20 protein-coding genes are annotated in these 24,858 nt (G+C 70.4%); 10 read left to right on the top strand and 10 right to left on the bottom strand.

What is annotated here, in order from left to right:
* Positions 1–81: 81 nt before the first annotated feature.
* The 4 genes from BN1701_RS10075 to BN1701_RS10060 all read left to right on the top strand — a co-directional run bounded on the left by BN1701_RS10075 (position 82) and on the right by BN1701_RS10060 (position 10,398).
* Positions 82–4,620, top strand: coding sequence for a HAMP domain-containing protein (locus BN1701_RS10075; protein WP_054047701.1), 4,539 nt, complete (start codon positions 82–84; stop codon positions 4,618–4,620).
* Positions 4,621–4,800: 180 nt separating this feature from the next.
* Complete coding sequence (locus BN1701_RS10070) at positions 4,801–7,059, top strand: SpoIIE family protein phosphatase (RefSeq protein WP_054047699.1); 2,259 nt, start codon at positions 4,801–4,803, stop codon at positions 7,057–7,059.
* Between the two features lie 249 nt (positions 7,060–7,308).
* On the top strand, positions 7,309–9,387 hold the full coding sequence (locus BN1701_RS10065) for an AMP-binding protein (protein WP_054047697.1): 2,079 nt from the start codon (positions 7,309–7,311) through the stop codon (positions 9,385–9,387).
* A gap of 159 nt (positions 9,388–9,546) precedes the next feature.
* Positions 9,547–10,398, top strand: a complete 852-nt coding sequence (locus tag BN1701_RS10060; protein ID WP_157367903.1) for a serine hydrolase — start codon at positions 9,547–9,549, stop codon at positions 10,396–10,398.
* Positions 10,399–10,414: 16 nt separating this feature from the next.
* Here BN1701_RS10060 and BN1701_RS10055 read toward each other — a convergent pair whose 3' ends face one another.
* Positions 10,415–11,326 (bottom strand): cyclase family protein, encoded by a 912-nt coding sequence (locus tag BN1701_RS10055; protein ID WP_054047693.1) that lies wholly within the window; start codon positions 11,324–11,326, stop codon positions 10,415–10,417.
* Between the two features lie 153 nt (positions 11,327–11,479).
* Between BN1701_RS10055 and lnt the strand changes: the two genes are divergently transcribed.
* Both lnt and BN1701_RS10045 read left to right on the top strand, forming a co-directional pair.
* Entirely contained in the window at positions 11,480–13,090 is a 1,611-nt protein-coding gene (gene lnt / locus BN1701_RS10050; protein ID WP_197672077.1) for an apolipoprotein N-acyltransferase, read from the top strand.
* Positions 13,091–13,138: 48 nt separating this feature from the next.
* On the top strand, positions 13,139–13,909 hold the full coding sequence (locus BN1701_RS10045; protein WP_054047689.1) for a polyprenol monophosphomannose synthase: 771 nt from the start codon (positions 13,139–13,141) through the stop codon (positions 13,907–13,909).
* A gap of 71 nt (positions 13,910–13,980) precedes the next feature.
* Here the strand turns inward: BN1701_RS10045 and BN1701_RS10040 are convergent, their stop codons facing one another.
* Positions 13,981–14,679, bottom strand: coding sequence for a hypothetical protein (locus tag BN1701_RS10040; protein WP_054047687.1), 699 nt, complete (start codon positions 14,677–14,679; stop codon positions 13,981–13,983).
* 232 nt (positions 14,680–14,911) lie between these two features.
* Between BN1701_RS10040 and BN1701_RS10035 the strand changes: the two genes are divergently transcribed.
* The gene (locus BN1701_RS10035) at positions 14,912–16,117 is read left to right on the top strand and encodes an amidohydrolase family protein (protein WP_054047684.1); all 1,206 of its coding nucleotides are present in this window, start codon (positions 14,912–14,914) and stop codon (positions 16,115–16,117) included.
* A gap of 60 nt (positions 16,118–16,177) precedes the next feature.
* Here BN1701_RS10035 and BN1701_RS10030 read toward each other — a convergent pair whose 3' ends face one another.
* The 3 genes from BN1701_RS10030 to BN1701_RS10020 form a co-directional block, all read right to left on the bottom strand.
* Positions 16,178–16,525, bottom strand: a complete 348-nt coding sequence (locus tag BN1701_RS10030) for an RNA polymerase-binding protein RbpA (RefSeq protein WP_054047681.1) — start codon at positions 16,523–16,525, stop codon at positions 16,178–16,180.
* 240 nt (positions 16,526–16,765) lie between these two features.
* The gene (locus BN1701_RS10025) at positions 16,766–17,524 is read right to left on the bottom strand and encodes a thymidine kinase (protein ID WP_054047679.1); all 759 of its coding nucleotides are present in this window, start codon (positions 17,522–17,524) and stop codon (positions 16,766–16,768) included.
* 65 nt (positions 17,525–17,589) lie between these two features.
* Positions 17,590–19,014 (bottom strand): MFS transporter, encoded by a 1,425-nt coding sequence (locus BN1701_RS10020; RefSeq protein WP_054047677.1) that lies wholly within the window; start codon positions 19,012–19,014, stop codon positions 17,590–17,592.
* Positions 19,015–19,251: 237 nt separating this feature from the next.
* On the opposite strand from BN1701_RS10020, the gene BN1701_RS10015 reads away from it, so the two are divergent.
* Genes BN1701_RS10015 through BN1701_RS10005 form a run of 3 tightly spaced genes read left to right on the top strand, consistent with a single transcriptional unit; the run spans position 19,252 to position 20,818 of the window.
* Positions 19,252–19,917 (top strand): transglycosylase family protein, encoded by a 666-nt coding sequence (locus BN1701_RS10015; protein ID WP_157367902.1) that lies wholly within the window; start codon positions 19,252–19,254, stop codon positions 19,915–19,917.
* A gap of 50 nt (positions 19,918–19,967) precedes the next feature.
* Entirely contained in the window at positions 19,968–20,291 is a 324-nt protein-coding gene (locus BN1701_RS10010; RefSeq protein ID WP_197672075.1) for a helix-turn-helix transcriptional regulator, read from the top strand.
* On the top strand, positions 20,288–20,818 hold the full coding sequence (locus BN1701_RS10005) for an SRPBCC domain-containing protein (RefSeq protein WP_054047674.1): 531 nt from the start codon (positions 20,288–20,290) through the stop codon (positions 20,816–20,818). Before BN1701_RS10010 ends, BN1701_RS10005 begins: the two co-directional genes overlap by 4 nt.
* A gap of 48 nt (positions 20,819–20,866) precedes the next feature.
* On the opposite strand, the gene BN1701_RS10000 is transcribed toward BN1701_RS10005, so the two are convergent.
* The 5 genes from BN1701_RS10000 to BN1701_RS09980 form a co-directional block, all read right to left on the bottom strand.
* Complete coding sequence (locus BN1701_RS10000) at positions 20,867–21,682, bottom strand: arylamine N-acetyltransferase (protein WP_054047672.1); 816 nt, start codon at positions 21,680–21,682, stop codon at positions 20,867–20,869.
* Positions 21,683–21,715: 33 nt separating this feature from the next.
* A complete protein-coding gene (locus tag BN1701_RS09995; RefSeq protein ID WP_054047670.1) occupies positions 21,716–22,495 on the bottom strand; it encodes an SDR family oxidoreductase in 780 nt (259 codons plus the stop codon).
* A gap of 14 nt (positions 22,496–22,509) precedes the next feature.
* A complete protein-coding gene (locus tag BN1701_RS09990) occupies positions 22,510–23,310 on the bottom strand; it encodes an SDR family oxidoreductase (RefSeq protein ID WP_054047668.1) in 801 nt (266 codons plus the stop codon).
* A gap of 77 nt (positions 23,311–23,387) precedes the next feature.
* Positions 23,388–23,993, bottom strand: coding sequence for a TetR family transcriptional regulator (locus tag BN1701_RS09985; protein WP_054047666.1), 606 nt, complete (start codon positions 23,991–23,993; stop codon positions 23,388–23,390).
* A gap of 47 nt (positions 23,994–24,040) precedes the next feature.
* Positions 24,041–24,826: a glycerophosphodiester phosphodiesterase gene (locus BN1701_RS09980; protein WP_054047664.1), complete on the bottom strand. Its 786-nt coding sequence runs from the start codon at positions 24,824–24,826 to the stop codon at positions 24,041–24,043.
* Positions 24,827–24,858: the final 32 nt, after the last annotated feature.

Below are 24,858 nucleotides of genomic sequence, written 5' to 3'. Positions count from 1 at the left end.
TTCGGGTGGGGCGCGCTGTCGTTTCCGAATGTGGTCAGATAGTTGCCTACGCGTCAGGTCGGCGAGCGATCGGAAACGACTATGGGCGAGACGAACACGGATGAGGCGCGGGTCGCCAACGCCCGGCCGGGGCGGGCCACGGGCAAGGTCGGCGAGCCTGAGCTGCGCCAGCTGCTGGCGGGGCTCACCGCGGTCCGCGACGGCGATTTCGGCACTCGGCTGCCCGATCACGCGGGCGGGTTGCTCGGCGAGATCGCGGGCGTGTTCAACGGCATGGTCGACCAGCTCTCACTGTTCACCTCCGAGGTGACGCGCGTGGCGCGCGAGGTGGGCACCGAGGGTCAGCTCGGTGGCCAGGCGCAGGTGCCGGGGGTGTCGGGCACGTGGGAGGACCTGACCGACTCGGTGAACGCGATGGCGGGCAACCTGACCAGCCAGGTCCGCGACATCGCCCAGGTCGCGACGGCGGTGGCCAAGGGCGACCTGTCGCAGAAGATCGACGTCGACGCGCGCGGGGAGATCCTGGAACTGAAGGAGACCGTCAACACGATGGTCGACCAGCTCTCGTCGTTCGCCGACGAGGTGACGCGGGTGGCCCGCGAGGTCGGCAGCGAGGGCCGTCTCGGCGGCCAGGCCGACGTGAAGGGTGTGTCGGGCACCTGGCGGGACCTGACGGACTCGGTGAACTTCATGGCGGGCAACCTGACCGCCCAGGTCCGCAACATCGCCCAGGTCACCACCGCGGTCGCCAAGGGCGACCTGTCGCAGAAGATCGACGTCGACGCGCGCGGGGAGATCCTGGAGCTGAAGAACACCATCAACACGATGGTCGACCAACTGTCCTCCTTCGCCGCGGAGGTCACGCGGGTGGCCCGCGAAGTCGGCACCGAGGGTCTGCTCGGCGGCCAGGCCGACGTGAAGGGTGTGTCGGGCACCTGGCGGGACCTGACGGACTCGGTGAACTTCATGGCGGGCAACCTGACCGCACAGGTCCGCTCGATCGCCCAGGTCTCCGCCGCGGTCGCCAAGGGCGACCTGTCCCAGAAGATCACGGTCACCGCGCGCGGCGAGATCCTCGAACTGAAGAACACCATCAACACGATGGTCGACCAGCTCTCCGCGTTCGCCGACGAGGTGACGCGCGTGGCCCGCGAGGTCGGCACCGAGGGCCGCCTCGGCGGCCAGGCCGACGTCAAGGGCGTGTCGGGCACCTGGAAGGACCTCACCGAGTCGGTGAACGTCATGGGTGACAACCTGACCGCCCAGGTTCGCTCCATCGCCGAGGTCACCACCGCCGTCGCGCGGGGTGATCTCTCGCAGAAGATCCGGGTCGACGCGCGCGGGGAGATCCTGGAACTCAAGGAGACCATCAACACGATGGTCGACCAGCTCTCCGCGTTCGCCGACGAGGTGACGCGTGTGGCCCGCGAGGTGGGCACCGAGGGCAACCTGGGTGGGCAGGCCACGGTGCGCGGTGTGTCGGGCACGTGGAAGGACCTCACCGACAACGTCAATGTCATGGCGTCGAACCTGACCGGGCAGGTGCGCTCCATCACCCAGGTCGCGACCGCGGTCGCGCGCGGCGACCTCTCCCAAAAGATCATCGTCGAGGCCAAGGGCGAGGTCGCCGCGCTGGCCGGGGTGATCAACACGATGGTCGACACGCTCTCGGCGTTCGCCGACGAGGTGACGCGCGTGGCCCGCGAAGTGGGCACCGAGGGCATGCTGGGCGGGCAGGCGCGGGTGCCGAACGTGGCGGGCACCTGGAAGGACCTGACCGACAACGTCAACTTCATGGCGAACAACCTGACCAGCCAGGTCCGCAACATCGCCCAGGTGACCACCGCGGTCGCCCAGGGCGACCTGACCCGCAAGATCGACGTCGACGCCCGCGGCGAGATCCTGGAACTGAAGACGACGATCAACACGATGGTCGACCAGCTCTCGTCGTTCGCCGCGGAGGTCACCCGCGTGGCCCGCGAGGTCGGCAGCGACGGCCGCCTGGGCGGCCAGGCCGAGGTCGAGGGCGTGTCGGGCACGTGGAAGCGGCTCACCGAGAACGTCAACGAGCTGGCCGGGAACCTGACCCGCCAGGTGCGCGCGATCGCCGGGGTGACCAGCGCGGTCGCCGAGGGGGACCTGACCCGCTCGATCACCGTGGAGGCCTCCGGTGAGGTCGCCGAGCTCAAGGACAACATCAACTCGATGGTGGAGTCGCTGCGCGAGACCACCAGGGCCAACCAGGACCAGGACTGGCTCAAGTCGAACCTGGCCCGCATGTCCGGGCTCATGCAGGGCCGCCGCGACCTCGCCGTGGTCGCCGAGCTGATCGTCGACGAGCTGACCCCGCTGGTCTCGGCCCAGTACGGCGCGTTCTACCTGGCCGAGGACGCCTCCGACGGACCGGAGCTGGGCCTGATCGGCTCCTACGGCAGGTCGAAGGGCACCGCACCGGACCAGCGGTTCAGGTTCGGCGAGTCGCTGGTCGGGCAGGCCGCGCGCAGCCGCCGCACCATCGCCGTGGACGACCTGCCACCCGGCTACGTCACCGTCTCCTCCGGCCTGGGTCAGGCCCCGCCCGCGAGCCTGATCGTGCTGCCGATGGTGGTCGAGGACCAGGTCCTCGGCGTGATCGAGCTGGCCGCGGTGCACCGGTTCACCCAGATCCAGCGTGACTTCCTCGAACAGCTGATGGAGACCATCGCGGTCAACGTCAACACCCTCGTCGCCAACGCCCGCACCGACGAACTGCTCGGCGAGTCCCAGCGCCTGGCCGCCGAACTGCAGGCCCGCTCCAGCGAGCTGCAGACCCGGCAGGAGGAACTGCAGTCCTCCAACGCCGAACTGGAGGAGAAGGCGGCGCTGCTGGCCGCGCAGAACCGCGACATCGAGACCAAGAACCTGGAGATCGAGCAGGCCCGCCAGGAACTCGAGGCCCGCGCCCAGCAGCTGGCCCGCACGTCGAAGTACAAGTCGGAGTTCCTGGCGAACATGAGCCACGAGCTGCGCACCCCGCTCAACAGCCTGCTGATCCTGGCCCAGCTGCTCGCCCAGAACCCGACCCGGAACCTGACCCCCAAACAGGTCGAATACGCCGGGATCATCCACTCGGCGGGCTCGGACCTGCTGCAGCTGATCAACGACATCCTCGACCTGTCCAAGGTCGAGGCGGGCAAGATGGACGTCAGCCCAGAACGCATCCCACTGCGCAGGCTGCTCGACTACGCCGAGGCCACCTTCCGGCCGCTGACCACGCAGAAGAACCTCGACTTCCGGATCAGCTCCACCGGCGGCGTGCCCACCGAGGTCGTCACCGACGACGCCCGGCTGCGCCAGGTGCTGCGCAACCTGCTGTCCAACGCGGTGAAGTTCACCGAGTCCGGCACCGTCGAACTCAAGATCGAACCCGCCGACCCGACCGAGCTGCCCGCCACCGTCGGCAGCCATGGCACCGCCATCGCCCTGCGCGTCGTGGACACCGGCATCGGCATCGCCGAACAGCAACTCGACTCGATCTTCGGCGCCTTCCAGCAGGCCGACGGCACCACCAGCCGCAAATACGGCGGCACCGGCCTCGGCCTGTCGATCAGCCGCGAGATCGCCCACCTGCTCGGCGGGTCGCTCACCGTGGACAGCGCCCCCGGCAAGGGCAGCCGGTTCACCTTCTTCATCCCGGTCGCCCGCCCCGACTTCCTCGACCTGCTCGCCGCCGACTCCGGCAAGACGCTGGGCCCCGCGGACGAGCACGCCAACCCCGACACGTCCGCAGCCGCGGGTCTGCGCAGGCTGCTGGTGATCGAGGAACACCGCCCCGGCCTGCTGTCGCTGGTCGCCGAGAGCGCCGCGGCCGAACTGGCCGCCACCCCCGACCTGTCCGACGCGCGCGGTCCGGTCGAGGTGATCACCGCCGTCGACGTCACCGAGGCCGCCCACGCCCTGGCCGACCACACCTGCCACTGCGTGGTGCTGGAACTGGGCATGGCCGACGGGGCCGCGATCCTCGACCTGATGGACGAACGCCCCGACCTGGCCGCGGTGCCCGTGCTGGCCCACAACAGCGGCCGCCTCGACGTCGACCTCGAACGCGGCCTGCAGGCCCGCACCGGCGCACGCCCACTCGAACTGCTGTCAAGCCTGGACGAACTGCGCGAACGCATCGCCCTGCACCTCAACGCCGACCGCCCCGGCGACGTGCTCCCACTCGTGCGCGGCCACGTCGCCGACGCACCCGCCGTCGACGGCAGGCTCAGCGGCCGCACCGTCCTCGTCGTCGACGACGACGCCCGCACCGTCTACGCCCTCACCGGCATCCTGGAAACCCACGGCATGCACGTCCTGCACGCCACCAACGGCCGCGAAGGAATCGAGGCCCTCACCAGCAACTACGCCGTCGACCTGATCCTGATGGACGTCATGATGCCGGAGATGGACGGCTACACCGCCACCGCCGCCATCCGCGCCATGCCCGAGTACACCAACCTGCCGATCATCGCCGTCACCGCCAAGGCCATGGTCGGCGACCGCGAGAAGGCACTGGCCGCGGGCGCCAACGACTACGTCACCAAACCGGTCGACGCGAACGACCTGATCACCCGCATCCAGGACCGGCTGCGCGCCTAGAGCGTGTGTCCACGAACGTCGCCAGGCTATCGACGGCCCAGCTTCCCGCCGGCCGCACCGCCGAAACGCCCAAGTACACCCACTACGAGCGGCATTCCGGCCGCACGCCCAGCGGAAACCTGGATCCGCCGATAGCCCGACAACGCTCATGGACACACCACTGGACAGAAGGTGCCAACGATGTCGACCGAGCCCCCCACGGCCGAGGACCGCCTGGTGGCCACCGTGGAGCGGCTGCGCGACGAACTCGGCCAGGCCAGAGCCGACGCCGACGCCCGCGCCCTGGTCGAGCTGGCCAAAGGGGTCCTGGTCGAACGCCTCCGGGTCGGCCCGACCGCCGCCGCCCGCGAACTCGACACCATCGCCGCCCAAGCCGGGATGTCGGTCACCGAACTGGCCGCCGACATCGTCAACCACTCCGCCCACGACGAAGTCGCCGAACTGCCCCGACACGACACCGCCGACCCGCTGCCCGTCGTGCAGCGGCTGCGCACCGCCGAGAGCGGCGTGCTGGCCGCCGACGACGTCCAGGCCGTCGCCGAGGCCATGCTCGAACACGCGCTCACCCCGCTGGGCGCCACCGCCGTCGCGGTCTGGGCCGTCGGCGCCGACGCCTCGCTGAGCCTGTCCGGCGCCGCCGGTTTCGCCCCGCAGGAGATCGACCGCTGGCGCTACGTCCCCCCGGCCGTGGCCACCGCCGCCTCCGCCGCCCTCGACGAACGCGGCACCCTCTGGTTCACCGGCGCCGACCTGGCCGCCGTGCCCTCCATCGGCGCCGACCAGTTCCGCGACGGCACCCGCGTCGCCCTGCCCGCCATGGTCGGCGGCCGGGTCATGGGCGTGGTCGAGATCTGCTGGCCCACCGCCATCCCACCGCAGCCGCGCCGCATCGTGCGCCAACTCGTCGCGCTGGGCGAACTCTGCGGGCACGCCATGCACACCCTGCCCGTCGCCTCCCCGCTGCCCGCCGACGCCGACCTGGTGCGCCTGTCCGAGGTGGCCGACGCGCTGGTCGACCCGGCGCTGGTGCTGGTGCCCCGGCACGCCGTCGACGGCGCCATGGCCGACTTCGACATCCACCACGCCAACGCGGGCGCGGCCCACTCCGTCACCGGCGCCACCCTGCTCGAATGCTTCCCGACGGCGGCCGTCCTGTTCGACACCGTCGCCCGAGTCCACGCCACCGGTGAGCCGGTCCAGGTCGAACGCCTCCCGGTCGAGCCGTTCAGCGAGGTCGCCGGGGTCGGCGTGAGCCGGGTCGGCGACGCCGTGCTGCTCACCTGGCGGCCCAGCGACGGCTCGGCGCGCTGGGCCGACGTCCTGCGCCAGACCCAGCGGCTCAGCCAGGTCGGCGGCTTCGAGGAGGACGCGCTCAGCGGCGAGGTCATCTGGACCAGCGAGCTGTTCGCGCTGGTCGGCCGGACCCCTGGCGACGGGCCGATCCCGCTGTTGGACCTGCCCGGCCACGTCCACCCCGACGACGCCGTCGCGGCGTCGCGGTTCGTGCGCACCCTGCGCCACCACCGCAGGCCCGCCTCGACCACGCTGCGCCTGCGCCGCCCCGACGGCGGCTACCGGCACACCCGGGTGCTCGCCGAGCCCGTGCTCGACGCCGACGGGGGCCTGGTCGCGGTGCGCGGGGCCTGCCAGGAGATCTCCGCGCAGTACTGGACCGAGGTCGCGCTGTCGGTGACGCGCGATCAGCTGGCCTCCACCGAGCAGGAGTCCGCCGAGCGCAACCGGCTGGCCCGCCAGCTGCAGCAGGCGATCATGCCGCCCACCCGCGACCCGCTCGAGCTGCCCGACCTGCGGGTGGGCGTGCGCTACCGGCCCGCGGAGAAGGACCACCTGGTCGGCGGCGACTGGTATGACGCGCTGGTGCTGCCGTCGGGGCAGGTCATGGTGTCGGTCGGCGACATCGCGGGCCACGGCATCGAGGCGGCCACCGGGATGGTGGTGCTGCGCAACGCCCTGCGCGGGCTCGCGGTGACCGGAGCGCCGCCCGGCCAGCTGCTCGCGTGGCTCAACAACGTCGCCTGCGGCCTGTCCGGCGGGATCCACGCGACCGCGCTGTGCGGGCTCTACGACCCCGTCACGCGGGTGTTGCGCTGGGCGCGGGCCGGGCATCTGCCACCGGTGCTGGCAGGCGACGGGCGGGCGGAAACGCTGCCGCTGATCAAGGGCCTGATGTTCGGGGTGCGCCCGAACGTCGCCTACGAGGAGGGCGTGGTTCGGCTACGCGAGCATGACCTCCTCGTGCTCTACACCGACGGGCTGATCGAGCGCCGCGACGTGTCGATCGACGAGTCGATGGACCACCTGCGGGGCTTGGTCGCCGCCGAGTCCGCCGACCTGGACCGGTGCCTGGACCGGCTGCTGGCCGAAGGCGACGGCGACACCGACGACGACGCGTGCATCGTCGGCATCCAACTCCGGTGAGCTACTGAGAGTAGTCGGCCTTCCCACACTTGAGGGAGTCTCACGTCTCCGAGTGGCCCGGGTCACACACTCTGGAGCGGGGTTTTGTCCGCATTTGCGGTAAGTCGTTACTCCATTAGGGTGACGATGGTCGGCGCTCGGCCAAACGGCCGTATAGCTCCTTGCGCCCCTCCGAGTTTCGCTGATAACAACCGATGCCACGACGGCAAACAATGAAACACGTTCCAGTCACGCGGATGACGGAGGGTCATGCCTACCGAACTCGTCGAGGTGGACCACACCCTCGACCATTCGCCGGATCAGGTGTGGGACATCCTCAGCGACCCTGAGCTGTACCCGAGATTCGCCCGCGAGATCGCCTCGTGCGAACGCGTCGGGACGAACTCGGCGGGCCGCGTCGGCGCCCGCTTCCGGGTCCGATTCGCCGTCGACGGCGCCCCGCCGGTCGCCGACGAGGTCGAGATCCTCGTGTGCCGCCCCGCCGAGCACCTCGTGCTGGTGAGCCCCCTGTGGGAAGGCGGCCACCTCACCGTCCGCATGGAACCCGCCAGCCGCGGCCGCACCCACGTCCAGGTCATGCTGTCGCTGCCCGCCGGACTCACCTCGGGCACCGTGCTCACCGGCTCCTGGCTGCGCAAACGCATCCGCCGCACCCTGGCCATGATCGACCACCACCTCGCCGGGCGCGCCGTCACCACCGCACCCACCCGCATCGACCAGGCCGCCCGCGGCCAGTCCACCCTCACCGTGGCACTGACCCTGGCCAAGGCGGGCGTGTTCACCCCCGGCCGCCCCGACCGGATGATCCGCCAACTCAACGCCCTCACCCGCTGGGGACCGACCATCGCGGGCGGCTACCGCGCCGCCGCCGCGAGCAGCCCGACCGCCGCCGCCATCATCGACGAACGCGGCGAACTCACTTTCGAGGAAGTCGACCGGCGCACCACCCGGCTGGCCAACGGCCTGGCCGAGTACGGCGTGCGCGCGGGCCGCCGGGTCGCGGTCATGTGCCGCAACCACGCCGGGATCGTCGAGGCCGCCATCGCCTGCGGCAAACTCGGCGCCGACGTCCTGCTGCTCAACACCGGCCTGGCCGCCGACCAGATCGCCGACATCGTCGCCGCCCACGGCCCCATCGCCCTGCTCGCCGACGACGAGTTCGCCCCGCTGTTCCACAACCTGCCCACGTCGCTGCCCTGGATCTCCACCTGGACCCCGGCCCGCGGCGCCACCAGCGTCGACACCCTCATCCAGGACGCCTCCGCCGCCACCCTGCGCCCGCCCGCCACCGCGTCCAAGATCATCGTGCTGACCTCCGGCACCACCGGCACCCCCAAGGGCGCCCGCAGACGCAACCCCGCGGGCATGAGCACCGCCGCCTCGGTCTACTCCCGCATCCCGCTGCGCTTCGGCGAACGCATGCTGGTCTCCGCGCCGATCTTCCACACCTGGGGCCTGGCCGCGGTCCAACTCGGCATGCCGCTGCGCGCCACCATGGTCCTGCAGCGCCGCTTCGACCCGGAGTCCGCCCTGCGCGCCATCGACGAGCTCAGGTGCACCTCGATGTTCGCCGTGCCGATCATGCTCCAGCGCATCCTCGCCCTGCCCGCCCGCATCCGCGCCCGCTACGACCTGTCCTCGCTGCGGGTCGTGGCCAGCAGCGGCTCGGCGATGGCAGGCCCGTTCGTCACCGAGTTCATGGACACCTTCGGCGACATCCTCTACAACCTCTACGGGTCTACCGAGGTTTCTTGGGCCAGCATCGCCGACCCCGCCGACCTGCGCGCCGCGCCGACGACCGCTGGTCGCTGCCCGGTCGGCACCAAGGTCGGCATTCTCGGCCCTGGTGGCGTTCCACAGCCGCCGGGCACCGTCGGCAGTATCTGTGTCGGCAACGACATGCTCTACGAGGGCTACACCAACGGCACCCGCAACGCCATGCACGACGACCTCATGGTCACCGGCGACCGAGGCTACCTCGACGCCGATGGCCGCCTGTTCGTCAGTGGCCGCGATGACGACATGATCATCTCCGGCGGCGAGAACGTCTTTCCCCGCCCGGTCGAGGAATTGCTGCTCAGCCTCGACGGGGTCGTCGACGCGGCCGTGGTGGGCGTCCCGGACCCCGAGTACGGCCAGCGCTTCGCCGCCTACGTCGCCCTGGGGCCGGGCGTCCACCTCGAGGCCACCGACGTCCGCCACTACGTCCACGACCACCTGGAGCGGTTCTCGGTGCCCCGCGACGTCTACTTCGTCCGGAAAGTCCCCCGCAACGCGACCGGCAAAGTGGTCAAGGGCCTGCTCCCGGAGCAGGAAGTCGCGGGCTGACCGCTGAGCAGAGGTATGACAGCTCAGTAGTTCCCGACCGCACCGGCTCATGACAGCCCCCGATCCGCACCACCTCGACCACGTATACATCGCATGTATACGTGGTATGTATAGTCGGCATGTATACGCAGTATGCATAGTCGAGCTCGGGGGGCAACGATGCAGTTCAGAGTGCTGATGGCGGCTGTCTTGATAGGACTGACGGCGTGCTCGGCGCCGCTGGCGTCGCCGGTGCCGCAGGCCAGGCCGATGCCCGTGATGCCATCCGCGCCGGGTTCGCCACCGGCGCCACCGATCGACCCGGCGAGCGTCGTCGGCGGAGTCCGGTCAGTGGTGAAGAACGCGACCGTCAGCGCGGTCGTCTACGACCGCGCCATCGGCGTCGAACCGCTCTCCATCAAGGCGGACCGGCAGTTCGACTCGGCGTCACTGGTCAAACTGCTCATCGCGATCGACGTGCTGGAGACCAAAACCACCCAGGAGGACCGCAAGCGGATCACCCGCATGCTGTCGGCGAGCGACGACACGGCGGCCAGCCACTTCTGGCTCCGCGGCGGGCGCACCGACATCGTCGCCCGCATGCGCGAGCGCATCGGCCTGACCGGCACCGAACCACCGGCGAATCCAGACCGGTGGGGCTCGGTTCGCACGACGGCCAACGACATCGTCCGGGTCTACCAGCATGTGCTCGGCAAACTGCCCGGCGACGACAACGCGCTCATCCTCACCGCGCTCGAGTCCGCGCCACGAAACGCCGCCGACGGGTTCGACCAGCACTTCGGCATCCCGGACGCGCTGCGCGTTCCCTGGGCGGTCAAGCAGGGGTGGGGCAACAACAAGCAGGCGAAGGTCGTGCACAGCACCGGCCTGGCCGGGCCGGAGTTCCGCTACATCGTCGTGCTGCTCACCGAGCACCCGCTCAGAACCCCGACCGCGACCGCCGCGAAGGCGGTCACGGCCGGGGCGAGCGCGCTGACGGTGCTGTTCCCGGCGGGCAAACCCCGGCGGTGAGGGCCCGGCGACCTCGTCAGCCGATCACCGCGTACGCGCGCACCGGGAACGTGCCCAGCCCGACCACCGGCACCGGCGCCGCGTGGAACCGGAACCCCGACGGCGGCAGCTGCTCCAGCCCACGCAGGTGCTCCACCACTGGGATGCCCGCGCCCAGCAGCGCCGTGTGCGCGGGCCGCAGCGGGTCGTCGGTGCTGTCGATGTTGAGGCTGTCGATGCCGACCAGTGCGGCGCCCTGTTCGACCAGCCATCCCGCCGCGTCCGACGTGACGTACGGGTGGTCCTCGAAGTAAGCCGGAGTGCGCCAGTGCGCGTCCCAGCCGGTGTGGATCAGCACGGCGCGACCCGTGACGTCGAACGGCAGCAGGGCGGCCTTGTCGATCGCCCGCAGGCCGTCGCCCGCCACGCGGATCACTACGCCGTCCAGGTCGGCGAAGCTGGACAGGGGGAGGCCTGACAGGTCGGTTCGGCCGTCATAGCGGTGGGCGGGGGAGTCGAGGTAGGTGCCGGTGTTGGTGACCATCGAGATCGTTCCGATGTGGAACTCCGTGCCGGGACCGTAGAACTCCCGCGACGCGTCGCGGGTCAGGTAGTCGCCGATCTCCGGGCCGGGGACGCCGGGCAGCGTGGCCATTCCATGCTCTATCCGGTGGCTCAGCTCGACCAGCCGCGACCCGGTGGCAGGCCCGGTGTCGACGCCCCTTGAGCCCTTGTGTGGCTCGGCGATCATCCGTCGGTTCGACACCCGCACCGAGCCGACCATCAGCAACCCCAGGTGCCGCACCAAGAGTTCACCTGTGGCCGCGTCGTCCAGTTCGGCGGCGGGGGAGTCCAGGCGGAACCCCTCGACCGTCAACGAGCCGCCGTTACGGAACTCGACCTCCGCGTCGAACTCGACGCGCCACCCCTGTCCATTGTTGTTCGTCACGCCTCGAACCTAGCAGTGACCAGGGGAAACAGGGCAACTCTCACGGTCAAGTCGAGGGTTATGGATGTCGAGTCGAACCCTCGACTACAGGTTCACTGTGGACAGTTCGGGGGAGCGGACCGGCCGCCGCCGCGTGCCCCGTACGCTGTGCGGGTGGTCGCCCCCGCCGTGCCCCAGGAGCCCTCGATGGCCGCCAGCCCCGACGCGCCCGCCCGCCGGGTCCGACTGGCCGTCGCCCTGCGCGCGCTGGCCGCGCTCGCCGCCGGTGGGCTGGTCTTCCTCAGCGTCCCCCCGCGGCCCACGTGGTGGCTCGCGCCGCTGGGGTTCGCCGTGCTCGCCCTGCTGCTGCACGACCGCCGCCCGCGCGCCGGGTTCGGCTACGGCTTCCTCTTCGGCCTTGGCTTCATGACCCCGCTGCTGGCGTGGACCGGGGTGTTCGTCGGCCCCGTCGCCTGGCTGCCGCTCAGCGCGCTGGAAGCCCTGCTCGTCGGCGTGCCGTGCGCCGCCATCGCCATGGTGACCCGCCTGCGCGGCTGGTACCTGTGGGCGGCGCTGCTGTGGGTCACCGGTGAGACCCTGCGCGCGATGTTCCCCTTCGGCGGCTTCCCCTGGGGCAAACTCGCCTTCGGCCAGCCCGAAGGGCTCTACCTGCCGCTGGCAGCCCTCGGCGGCACCCCGCTGATCGCCTTCGCCGTCACCCTCACCGGCTTCGGCCTCGGCGAGCTGATCCGCCGCGCCGCCATCACCCGCGCCCCACGAGCCCTCGTCGTGCCCGCGTTCGCAGCGGTCCTGCCGCTGGCGGCGGGCATCGCCGCCATCCCCGCCGTGGGCACCGACGCCGACGCGGGCGAGATCACCGTCGCCGCCATCCAGGGCAACGTCCCCCGCGCGGGCCTGGACTTCAACGCCCAGCGCCGCGCCGTCCTCGACAACCACGTCAAACGCACCGAGGAACTCGCCGCCGACGTCGCCGCGGGCAAGATCGCGCAGCCCGACATCGTGATCTGGCCGGAGAACGCCTCCGACATCGACCCGTACCGCAACCTCGACGCAGCCCAGGCCATCACCCGCGCCGTGGAGGCCATCGACGCGCCCGTCGCGCTGGGCGCGGTGGTCGTGCGCCCCGACGGCCCACGCAACATGGTCATCCAGTGGGAACCCGGCCGCGGCCCGGTCGACGAGTACATCAAGCGGCAGCTGCAGCCCTTCGGCGAGACCATGCCGATGCGCGAGTTCTTCCGCCTGTTCAGCTCCACCGTCGACCGCGCGGGCACCTTCCAGCCCGGCGACGAGGCCACCGTGTTCGCCATGGGCGAGGCCAGGGTGGCCCTCGTCACCTGCTACGAGGTCGCCTTCGACGGGGTCGTCCGCGACTCGGTGCTCAACGGCTCCAACCTGCTCGCCGTGCCCACCAACAACGCCACCTTCGGCCGCACCGAGATGACCTACCAGCAGCTGGCCATGGACCGCGTCCGCGCCGTCGAACACGGCCGCACCGTCATCGTGGCGGCCACCAGCGGGGTCAGCGCCATCGTGCTTCCCGACGGCACCGTGACGCAACGCACGGACCTGTTCACGCCAGCGGCCTTGGTCGAGCGCGTCCCACTGCGGACAGCGACTACCATGGCGGACCGACTGGGTGCATGGCCCGAATGGAGCATGGTGTTCGCGGGCCTGGCCGCGCTGGTGTTCGCACTGGCGACCGGCAGGCGCCCACGGTCCGCCGCACGGGACCCGCAGTCCCCGGCAGACAACCAGGGGTAAGACGTATCGGCCCGGCGCGCCCACGCGCCGGCGAGGAGGAAGCAACCGATGGCGGACCAGCCGCACGGCGAGGACAAGCTCGACCCGGTCCTGGTGGTGATCCCGACCTACAACGAGCGGGACAACATCGAGATCATCGTCGAGCGGTTGCACGCCGCCCTGCCGCAGACCCACGTGCTGATCGTCGACGACGGCAGCCCGGACGGCACCGGCGACCTCGCCGACGCGATGGCCGAGAAGGACGACCGCGTCAACGTGCTGCACCGCACCGAGAAGGCGGGCCTGGGCGCGGCCTACATCGCGGGCTTCAAGTGGGCGCTGGCGCGCGACTACGCGGTCATCTGCGAGATGGACGCCGACGGCTCCCACGCCCCGGAGGACCTCCCGCGCATCCTCGACGCGCTCACCGACGCCGATCTGGCGCTGGGGTCGCGCTGGGTGCCCGGCGGCAAGGTCGTCAACTGGCCCAAGTCCCGCGAGTTCATCTCCCGCGGCGGCAGCTTGTACTCACGGCTGGCCCTGGGCGCCTCGATCCGCGACATGACCGGCGGCTTCCGCGCGTTCCGCCGCGCGGTCCTGGAGAAGCTCAAGCTCGACACGGTGGCGTCGGCTGGCTACTGCTTCCAGATCGACCTGGCGTGGCGGACCATCGAGGCGGGCTTCACCGTCGTCGAGGTGCCGATCACCTTCGCCGAACGCGAACGCGGCGAGTCGAAGATGAGCGGCAACATCGTCCGCGAGGCCCTGATCCGGGTCACCAAGTGGGGCCTGCGCCGCCGCGGCAACCAGCTCAAGCACTTGCTGCGCATCAAGAAGTAGCCGACAGCCGAAGAGGCCGTGCCCCGAGTCGGGGGCACGGCCTCTTCGGATCTCCGGGGTGAGCGCCGAAATCAACCCTTGTAGATCTGGGTTTGAGCTTGGGCGGGCGAGTCGAACGGAAGTGCCGCGGTATCGCCCAGGCGCTTGGCCTCGGCGTCCGTCACCACGGCGAGGCGAATGAACTCGCGCGTTCCCGACGGGCCGGGCAACTGCACATCCGAACAAACAAAGCTGGTGCCGGTCACTGCGCACGGACCCTGAACGAGTTCCGTGGAACCACTTTCGGGCCGGGCCGACATCCATATCTGATAACCGCTGCTCCATTCGGTGACCTCGCCGCCCAAATCGTCTCCCGATGCGAGGGTCCAACCGGATCCCGGGTAGCGAATGGCAATTGTCCCGGTGAAGGGCCGGGTGTTCGCGGGCTGCGCGGCATCGACTTGACGCTGGGGTGGTGTCCGCCAATACCAGGCCGCCACCAGAGCGACGATGCCTGCGACGATGAGCATGATCGCGAGACACAGGGCGACGATCCTGTTGCGGACGCGCGTGCCGGATCCGCGCCGCAGCAGGCGCCACGACCACACACAGCCACCCACCACGGCGAGCACTCCGGTGATCAGCGGTACGACGACCCGGCTTGATGTGGCTGCCTGCACGACGCTGACGACGTTCGCCACGATGGCCAATACACCGGTCAGCCAGGTGCCCAACTGCGACCGCTGTGAACGAGCCTCGGCCGTGCCACCGTTCTCTTTCGGCGTGGTCATCGAGCCTCCGCGTCTCGGGTGGCACCGAATCGTAGTGGCCCAGAACACAAGCGACAGCACCCAAATGTCGCGCTTTGTCGTGTTCTCGCGCAACGGGTGGCTGAAACTTGCACATCAGCTGAATCTACGGCGGGAACGCGGCGGCAATGGTACTTGTGGAGCACTGACAATCCACCGAGCGGTGGAAGGTCAGAATGGCAGGCGCGTCGACGCCAGGGAAGGGAATGCGAAGGTGACCTATCCAGTGCCGAGGCCACAGGCTCTGCGGGCAGGTGGGCTGTTCGATGGGGAGCGGGCCATCGGCCGGGGCATGGTGGTGATCGACGGCGGCAGGATCGTCGATGTCGACACCACCGGCGCCGCGCCGCCGACGGCGGCGGAGGTCGTCGATCTGGGGGAGGACGCGTGGATCCTGCCTGGCTTGATCGACACTCACGTGCACCTCGCCTTCGACGCCACCGCCGACGTGGTGGCCACCGTGACGACGGCGAACGATGAGACGGTGCTGGAGGGCATGCGCGCCGCGGCCGCGCGGGCGCTGCGGGCGGGCATCACCACAGTGCGTGACCTGGGTGACCGTGACTATCTGTCGTTGCGGCTGCGCCGCGAGTGGGTGGGCCGCCCGCACGCCGGGCCGCACATCGTCGCTTCCGGCCCGCCGATCACCACGCCGGGTGGCCACTGTCATTTCCTCGGGGGCGAGGCGGCCGGGGCGGGTGCGCTGCGGGCGGCGGTGCGGGCGCGTCACGAGCGTGGTTGCGAGGTGGTCAAGGTGATGGTGAGCGGGGGTGTCATGACCCCGGGCAGTGCCGCGCACGCGTCGCAGTTCGGGTTGGCGGATCTGCGGGTCGTGGTCGAGGAGGCGCACCGGCTCGGGATGTCGACCGCGGGCCACGCGCACGCCGGGTCCGCGATCGGCGACGCGCTGGAGGCAGGCTTCGACTCGCTCGAACACGTCACGTTCATCACCGAGGACGGCGTCGCGGCCGACGCGCGTCTGGTGGAGCGCATCGCCAGGCGGGGGGTCGTGGTCGGCACGACCGTGGGGAAGCTGCCCGGCGCCCGCGCGGTGTCGGCCGCCACGACTGGGCGGCGCGCGGGCATCGACCAGGTCCGGGCCGAGCTCTACCTCGCCGGTGCGCGGATGTCGGCGGGAACCGACGCGGGTATCGCCCCGGACAAGCCGCACGATGTGCTGCCCTACGGCATCGCCCACCTCGTCGACGTGATCGGAATGCGGCCGCATGAGGCGCTCAAGGCCGCCACCGTCGTCGCCGCCGAGGCCTGCGGCCTGTCGGAGGTCAAGGGCAGGCTGCGCGCGGGCATGGACGCCGACCTGGTCGTGGTGGGGCGCGACCCGCTCGCCGACATGTCCGCCTTGCGCGACGTCCGCGCCGTCTACCGCGCCGGACATCGTGTCGTCGGTGGTCAACGCTGAGTGCGGACATGGGACAGCCGCCCGGAAGGGGGGAGGTCCGGGCGGCTGTCGGTCTGGTGGTTACGCGCTACGGGCGCCGCGGCGGCCGCGGAGTTCCTGGAGGCGCTCGGTGAGCAGGTCTTCCAGCTCCGGGATCGTGCGGCGCTCGAGCAGCATGTCCCAGTGGGTGCGCGGCGGCTTGGTCTTCTTCGGCTCGGGGGCCGAGCCGTCGATCATCTTCGATTCCAGCCCGTGCAGGCGGCACTCCCACACCGAGGGGATCTCGGCGTCGTCGGAGAACGGCACCTCGAAGTCGTGGTCCTTCGGGCACGCGTAGCGAACCGTTCGGCGCGGGGCAAGGTCGTGATTGCGGTCAGTCTCGTAGCTGACCGCTCCCAGCCTGCTACCACGAAGCACACGGTCGGCCATGGCGGTGTCCTTTCGCTCGGCCCAGGAAACCCCGGGCCAGGGTGTTGCTTACCCAGAGCAACGGACGAAGGGGCGCAAAAATTCCCGCCCACCCGTCGCGGTCGCTCAGGGTGACAAGCTTCACCCGTCAACAACAGCATCCTCCTAAGGGATGCCCGCCCGCCGGTTTTGTGACGCGTTATCGCACATTCGGCACGGACATATCACCCCTCCGGGTGATGCTAGCGGGTAACCGCCTTGTCAGGCGAACGATAGTTGACCTTGGACCCCCGGGTCGGTACCGAGGTCCCCCAAGCGGAAGTGGCGCCGGCAGAGCACCTGGTAACGGACGGTAGTTGTACGGTGTTCGGAGAGGGGTTCACTGTGCGTACCGACACGAGAGTGCCCCGTGTCCGCGACGAGAACGGTGTCCCCGGCCCGTGTCACCTGGCCGCCCTGGACGCGGGCGTTGAACCGTGCGGGCAGCCCACACCAGCACAGCACGTCGACCTGGACGGGCTGCAGGTCGTCGGCGAGTTCGAACAGCCGCCGCGACCCGGGGAACAGCTCGCTGCGGAAGTCGGTGGCGATCCCGAAGCAGTAGACGTCGACTTGGGAGTCGTCGGCCAGTTCGGCGAGCTGGTCGACCTGGGTGGGAGCGAGGAACTGGGCTTCGTCGACGATCAGGTAGTCCACTCGCGCCCCGACGGCCCAGTGCCCGCGCACCAGGTCGAGTAGATCGACCTCGGGGTGTACCTCGATGGCCGAGCGGGTGATCCCGATGCGGCTGGAGATCTGCGGCAGCCCGGAGCGGTCCAGGTGCACCAGCAGCAGCCCCTTGCGGCCCTGCCGGGCCTGATTGTGGTCGACCTGCAGGGCCAGCGTGGACTTCCCGCAGTCCATCGGCCCGTAGTAGAAGCGCAGGTGCCCGGTGACGGGCCGGGCCCGTCGGGACCCCGCCGCGGGCACGGCGGAGAGGGCGTCGGTCGGGTCGGCGGCGGGAGTCGGCTCGATACTCACGGGCGGGAACCCTAGTGGGCGCGGACCGTCCCATGGGGTCGCTGCGTGCTGAGCCGCGCGCCCGGTCAGAGGACCGCGGGTTCTGGGTTGCCCACGGCCTGGATCGCGCGCCGGACGGGGACGAAATACATCAGGACCAGGCCGACGAAGAAGAAGATGACCAGCGAGATGATCGCGTACCGGTAGGAGCCGGTCGCCCCGGCCATGAACGCGAACAGCAGCGGGCCCAGCCACGACGTGGCGCGCTCGCCGATCTCGTAGACGGCGAAGTACTGGGCTTCCTTGCCCGGGGGCACCATCTGGCTGAACAGTGACCGCGACAGCGCGTTCGTGCCGCCCAGCACCAGGCCGATGCCGCCCGCGACCAGGTAGAACTGGAGCGCTTGGCCCGCCTGCACGAAGTAGGCACCGCCGATCACCAGCACCCACACCGCGAGGCTGATCATGATCGTCTTCTTCGCGCCGATGTGCTTGGCGACCAAGCCGTGCAGCATTCCGCCGAAGAAGGCGACGAACTGGACGATGAGGATGGTGGTGATCAGCACGTCGGCGGGGAACTTCAGTTCCTCGCGGCCGTACTGCGCGGAGACGTTGGCGACGGTGGCGATGCCGTCGGTGTAGATCAGGTAGGTGCCGAGGAAGGCCAGGGTCAGCGGAAAGGTCCGCGCATGGCGCAGGGTCGCGCCGAGTTCGCGGAAGCCCGCGGTGATGACCGAGCCCTCGACCAGCCCTTCCTTGGCGGGGTTGTGCCCGCGCAGGCGACGCAGCGGGATCAGGGTGAACAGCGCCCACCACACCCCGGAGATGACGAACGCTATCCGCGCGGCGTCGCCCTCGGTGATGCCCAGCGCCTCGTGGGACAGCACGATCGCCAACTGCACCGCCAGCGCGGTGCCGCTGCCCAGGTAGCCGAACGCCCAGCCGCGGGTGGACAGCCCGTCGCGCTCGTCGGCGGTGGCGATCTCGGGGATGTAGGAGTAGTAGATGACCACCGACGTGCCGAAGCCGATGTTGCCGAGGATGAACAGCACCACGCCCAGTTGCCAGTTCGACCCGGTGACCAGCGCCATCGCGGCGGTGGCGATCGACCCGCCGAAGGCGAAGAACGCCATCATCGGCTTCTTGTTGGCCGAGCGGTCGGCGATCGCGCCCATCAGCGGCACGATCAGCACCTGGATGATCGTGGCGAACGACAGCAGGTAGCCCCACAGCGAGCCCGCGGCGAACTCCAGCCCGAACAGGCTGATGTCGCAGTCCTTGAGCTTGTTGGTGTTGCCGTCCGCGTCGGCCGGGCAGGGGTTGGGCCCGTTGCGCGCGGTGTCGGCGATAGCGGCCTCGGCCGCGATCGCGGTCAGATAGAGCGAACCGAAGACCGTGGTCACCGAGGTGGGGAACACCGAGTTCGCCCAGTCGTACCAGCACCAGCCGCGCTGTTCGCGCTTGCGGGCAGCCTCGTCCGCCGCCGCGGGGTTGTCGTCCACGATGCTCAAGGCCCGCCTCCGCCGTCCACACCAGACCGCACCCTGCTCGCCCGGTCTGGCGGAGAGTACTGGCCTGACCACGCCACCGGCGCGGCCGAGTCCAAACATTGATCCAGCCCGTCACCAGGCTGATCGCTTGTCCCCCGATCGGCGTGTCGCGCACCCACCCACGCGGGTGACGTGTGATGCTCATGGTTTCGCTGTTGCGGTTGTGGCGGATGTGATTCGGGCTTACCGTCCTCTGTCATGGCTGGTAAGAGCGTTCGCAGAGGCATCTCGCGGCTGGTCCTGCTCGTGCTGACGATCGGCACCGCCGCCGCGCTCACCGGTGGCTCGGCCGCCGCCGACCCGCCCGCGGGGGACTGGGGCAAGCTGCGGATGTGCGAGTCCAGCGGCCGATACACCGTCAACACCGGCTCGGGCTACTACGGCGCGTACCAGTTCGACCTCCCGACGTGGCGCAGCGTCGGCGGCGCCGGGTACCCGCACCAGGCGAGCCCGGCCGAGCAGGACTTCCGCGCGCTGTATCTGTACCGGATGCGCGGCTGGCAGCCGTGGGAGTGCGCGGGCATGGTCGGTCTCGTCCCCGACCGCGACGCGCGCAGCAAGCGGGTCCCCACCCGCGCCGAGTCCGCCTACATCGGCGGGGGCTCCTCGGCGCCGCCGAGTGTGAACATCGCGCCCGCGTGGCCGGGGAAGGTCTACGTGTTCGGCGACTGCGATCCGTCGCTGCGCGCCTGGCAGCTGCGGATGAACGCCTACGGCTACGACTTCCAGGGCACCGGCTGCTACTTCGCCGAGACCCAGCGGGCCGTGCTGGCGCTGCAGCGGGCCAACGGCATCAACGACTCGGGCAAGCTCGGCCCGAAGACCTGGCGCGCGGCCTGGGAGGGCGTGGCTCCTCGCCGCTGAGCTCTCGAGGTGGGGACTAGACATGTGACCATTTGGTCACCTATCCTGGTGTGGTGAACGACGACCGGGTCTTCAAGGCATTGGCCGACCCGACCCGTCGCCTGCTGCTCGACCGGCTGTTCGCCCGTGATGGGCAGACCCTGGGCGAGTTGGAGGCCGATCAGGAGATGACGCGGTTCGGCGTCATGAAGCACCTGAAGGTCCTGGAGGCGGCGGGCCTGGTCGTCACACGCCGGTCCGGGCGGGAGAAGTTGCACTTCCTCAACCCGGTGCCCATCCGCCTGATCCACGACCGGTGGATCGACAAGTACACCGACGAGCAGCACGTCAGTGCCCTCGTCGAGCTCAAAAGGCAACTGGAGGACGAGACATGACCACCACCCAGACGACCACGACCACCAGGACCACCCAGGTCTACAAGGTCTACATCAAGGCGACCCCGGAGGCGATCTGGGAAGCGATCACCAAGCCGGAGTGGACCGAGCGCTACGGCTACACCGGCCTTATCGACGTCGACCTCAAGGCGGGCGGCGCGCTGAAGATCCGCTCATCGGAGGAGATGCGCCGCTCGGCCGAGGCCAACGGCTACGGCGTGCCGGACCTGATCATCGACGGCGAGGTGCTGGAGGCCGACGCGCCCCGCAAGCTGGTCACGACGTGGCGGATGCTGATGGATCCGACCATGGCGGAAGAGGGGTTCACGACGCTGACCCACGAGATCGCCGAGCTGCAGGGCGGCTACTGCTCTCTCACCCTGGTCCACGACCTGACCGGCGCGCCCGGACTGGCCGCGATGGTGGCGGGCGGCGACGCCGACCCGAACCAGGGCGGCGGCGGGTGGCCGTGGGTGCTCAGCGACCTCAAGTCGCTGCTGGAGACCGGCAAGGCGCTGGCGGGCTGAGCCCGCGGCTGGGTCTGGGTGGCCCCCGGGTCCACCCAGACCCACCGGTCAGCCCAGTTTCGCGCGCAGCGCGGCCAGTTGGTCGGCGTCGAGTTCGATGCCGAACCCGGGCAGGATCTCGTCGAGCTGGTCGAGCCCGAACGGCGTGGTGCTCGTGCGGCCGTCGGCGTGCACGACCGTCAGCTCGTCACCGATCAGCCGCCTGCTGATGCCCGGTTCGAGCTGCTTGACGATCAGCTTGCCGGGGAACGGCGATTTCGCGCCGGTGGCGGCGTAGTGGTTGCCGACCTCGAAGTCCGCGGGCTGCATCGGCAGGTCCTCGAACTCGTGGTCGGGCATCCACTCGCCGTCGTCGCCGTGTGTCCACAGTGTCCACCCGATCTCGGTCGGGGTGAGCTTGCGCGGCCAGCCCGCCTGGTCGACCTCGGCACCGTCGACCAGCGGCATCGGCTGCCACATCTGCGCGCCCCAGCCGACATCGACCAGATGGTCGGCGCCGTCGATGGTGGCGACGAGCATCATGTGGGTGCGGGGCCCGCCGCGGTGCGGGGAGACCCGGGCGATCCTGCGCCGGATGGCGTACCCGAGCTGTTCGGCGGCGGCGGCGAACAAGGTGGCGTGCTCGAAGCAGTACCCGCCGCGCCGCTGTCCGACGAGCTTGTCCGCCACCGCCTTGACGGTGATTTCGGGCGTGCCGTCGAGCAGAACGGTGATGTTCTCGAACGGGATGGCCCGCACGTGGGCGCTGTGCAGGGTGCGCAGCGCCGCCAACGTGGGCGCCACCTTCGGGTGGTCGACGCGCGCGAGGTAGCTGTCGAGGTCTAAGTCCTCGACACCCCAGTCCGGCGTGGGGGTTGTGGTCATGCCGCTATGGCATCACCTCCACCGCACTGGAGGTCAAGCGACTTTCGGCGCCACCGCCCGACCGGCGATGGCGATCAGCAGCCGCTTGGGGATCAACCGGGTCAGCCGGGCCAGGGCCGAGTTCGCCGCGCCGTCGATCACGCTCGGCGCGCCGCGGCGCAGTCCGCGCAGGGTGGTCGCCACGACCTGCTCAGTGGTGCGGCGCGGGCCGACCGCGGCGTCGTCGGTGCCGACGACCTCGAAGAACTCGGTCTGGGTCGCCCCCGGGCACACCGCGATCACCCGCACGCCCTTGGGCCGCGTCTCGGCCCACAATGCCTCGCTGAACGACAGGACGAACGCCTTGGTCGCCCCATAGACGGCCATGTGCGGTATCGGCTGGAACGCCGCGGTGCTGGCGACGTTGATCACAGTGCCCCGGCCGCGCGCGGTCATGCCCGGCAGGAACCGCCGGGTCAGGTCGACCACAGCGACGCAGTTGAGCTGGATCTGCTCGACGAGCCGGTCCGGGTCGGCCGCGGCGAGCGCGCCGTGAGTGGCGAAGCCCGCGTTGTTGACCAGGATGTCCACCGTCCGCCCGAGCGCCTCGACGCGCGCGGCCACGTCGCGGCCCACGTCGGGCAGCGACAGGTCCGCGGCCACGACGTCGACCTGTCGGCCGTGCGCGGAACGCAGCTCGGCGGCCAACTCCGCCAGCTTGTCCTCGCGGCGGGCCACCAGGATCAGGTCGGCGCCCTGGGCGGCGAACGCGCGGGCGTAGTCGGCGCCGATGCCGCTGGACGCGCCGGTAACGAGAGCGGTCTGACCATTCATAGGGGTGAACTCCTTCACGCGACAGGGGCGGGGGACTTGGAGGGCCGGGCGACTCGCCCGGCGACGGCGATCGACACGCGGCGCGGCAGCACGCGGGGGAGCAGCGCGAGCAGGGCGTTGACGGTGCCGTCGACGACGCTGGGGCGGCCTCGGCGAAGGCCCGCGCGGGTGGACTTCACGACCTGCTCGGGCGTGCGGATCCCGGTGGCGGTGACGACCTCGGTGCCGTTGGCCTCGAAGAACTCGGTCCGGGTCGCCCCCGGGCACACCGCGATCACCCGCACCCCGTTGGGCCGCGTCTCGGCCCACAGCGCCTCGCTGAAGGACAGCACGAACGCCTTCGTCGCGGCGTAGACCGCCAGGTGCGGCATCGGCTGGAACGCGGCGCCGCTGGCCACGTTGATGACCGTGCCGCGGCCGCGCTCGATCATGCCCGGCAGCAGCCGCCTGGTCAGGTCGACCACGGCCACGCAGTTGAGCCGCACCTGGGCGATCAGCCGGTCGGGGTCGGTGTCGGCGACGAGGCCCTGGGTGCCGATCCCGGCGTTGTTGACCAGGATGTCCACGGTCCGGCCCAGCGCGTCGACCCGCGCGACCAGGTCCCGCGCGGCGCCGTCGACGGCGAGGTCGGCCGCCAACACGTCCACCTCGCGGCCATGGGCGGCGCGTAGTTCGACGGCCAACGCCTCCAGTTTGTCCTCGCGGCGGGCGACCAGGATCAGGTCGGCGCCGCGGGCGGCGAGGTCGCGCGCGTATCCGGCGCCGATGCCCGCCGACGCGCCGGTGATGAGCGCGGTCTGTCCGGTGTGGTCCATGGATCTCCTCCTGCAAAAAACCGACCGAGCGGTTTGTTTTGAGTTCATGCGGGTGTCATGAGGGAATCGAGCGGGGTTCAGCGGAGCAGTGCGTGTTCGGCCAGGGTCATGAGGGTGGTGGCGCGGGAGGCGAACCGGTCGGGGTCGTTCGCGTAGTCCAGGACGTCGGCCAGGGACTTGAGCCCGTCGAACGCGGCGACCAGCACCTCGGCGACGGCCTCGGGGTCCACGTCCTCGCGCAGGTCGCCCTCGGCCTGGCCGCGTCGGATGATGTCGGCCACCAGCGTCACCCACGACGCCATCGGCTTGCTGATCTCGGGCAGGTCGGGATTGGCGGCGAACTCCTTGCACAGCCGCATCACGACCCACGCGTCGGGCGCTGCGGCGAACAGGTCGAGCAGCGCGGGCACGACCGCGCGCAGCTGCGCGAGCGCCGTGGGCTCGGCCAGCACCCGTTCGGTGATGTGGGCCAGCCAGCGGCCCTCCTGCTCGGCGACCACCGCCAGCGCCAAGTCGAGCTTGGACTTGAAGTAGAAGTAGAACGCGCCCTTGGTCAGCCCGGACGCGGCGATCAGGTCGCTCTGCGTGGTCCCGGCGTAGCCGTGCTCGGCGAACATCCGCGCGGCGGTGCGCAGCAGATACGCGCGCGTCGCCTCGCCCTTCGCCGTCGCCGGGACCGTCATACCGACCACGATAGCAGAAAATACCGGGCGGTCGGTTTTATGCTGGGTCAGTTGATGGGCGCCCAGGCGCCGCGCTCGATCAGCACGTCCTTGAGCACCTGCGGCCGATCGGTCATCAGCCCGTCCACACCCAGGTCGAGCAACTCGTGCATCTGCGCGGCGTCGTCGATGGTCCACACGTGCACCTCGGCGCCGCGGTGGCGGGCCACGGCGATGAGCCGCTTGTCGACCACCGTCAGCCGACCCTGCTTCACCGGCACCTGGCACACCAGCGGCCGCGCCGACTTGCGCGCCATGACCTGCGGGAGCTTCGCCGAGGCCCAGAACCCGGCCATCGCCCGCATCCCCATCGACGTCAGCACGGCCGGGCCCGCCTGCTTGCGGACCCGCTTCATCCGCGCCTCGGAGAACGACGCCAGGCACACCCGGTCGAAGGCGTCCATGCGGCGCAGCACCGCCAGCATCGGCTCGACCACGGCGTCGGACTTCAAGTCGATGTTCACCAGCGCGTCGGGCAGCTCTTCGAGGAGGTCCTCGACGCGGGACACCGGCTCCCGGCCGCCGATCCTGGCCGCGCTCACCGTCTTCCACGGCAGCAGCGCCACCGCGCCGGTCGCATCGGTGGTGCGGTCGAGCAACTCGTCGTGGTGCACCACGACAACCCCGTCGCTGGTGGCGTGGACGTCGGTCTCGACGTAGCGGTAGCCCTCGGCGATGGCGCGCTTGAACGCGGCCAGGGAGTTCTCCATGCCCGCGAGCTCGTCGTAGTGCCAGCCGCGGTGGACGAACGCCCGCGGGTACGGGCCGCTGAGGAAACCATGGTCGGAGTGCACGGCAAGAGTGTCGCACCGAGGCGCCAAACCGG

It is taken from the genome of Alloactinosynnema sp. L-07, from assembly GCF_900070365.1.
Classification (GTDB): domain Bacteria; phylum Actinomycetota; class Actinomycetes; order Mycobacteriales; family Pseudonocardiaceae; genus Actinokineospora.
Note: the sequence above shows the minus strand (reverse complement) of the source record. Positions and strands in the feature narration are given on the sequence as shown.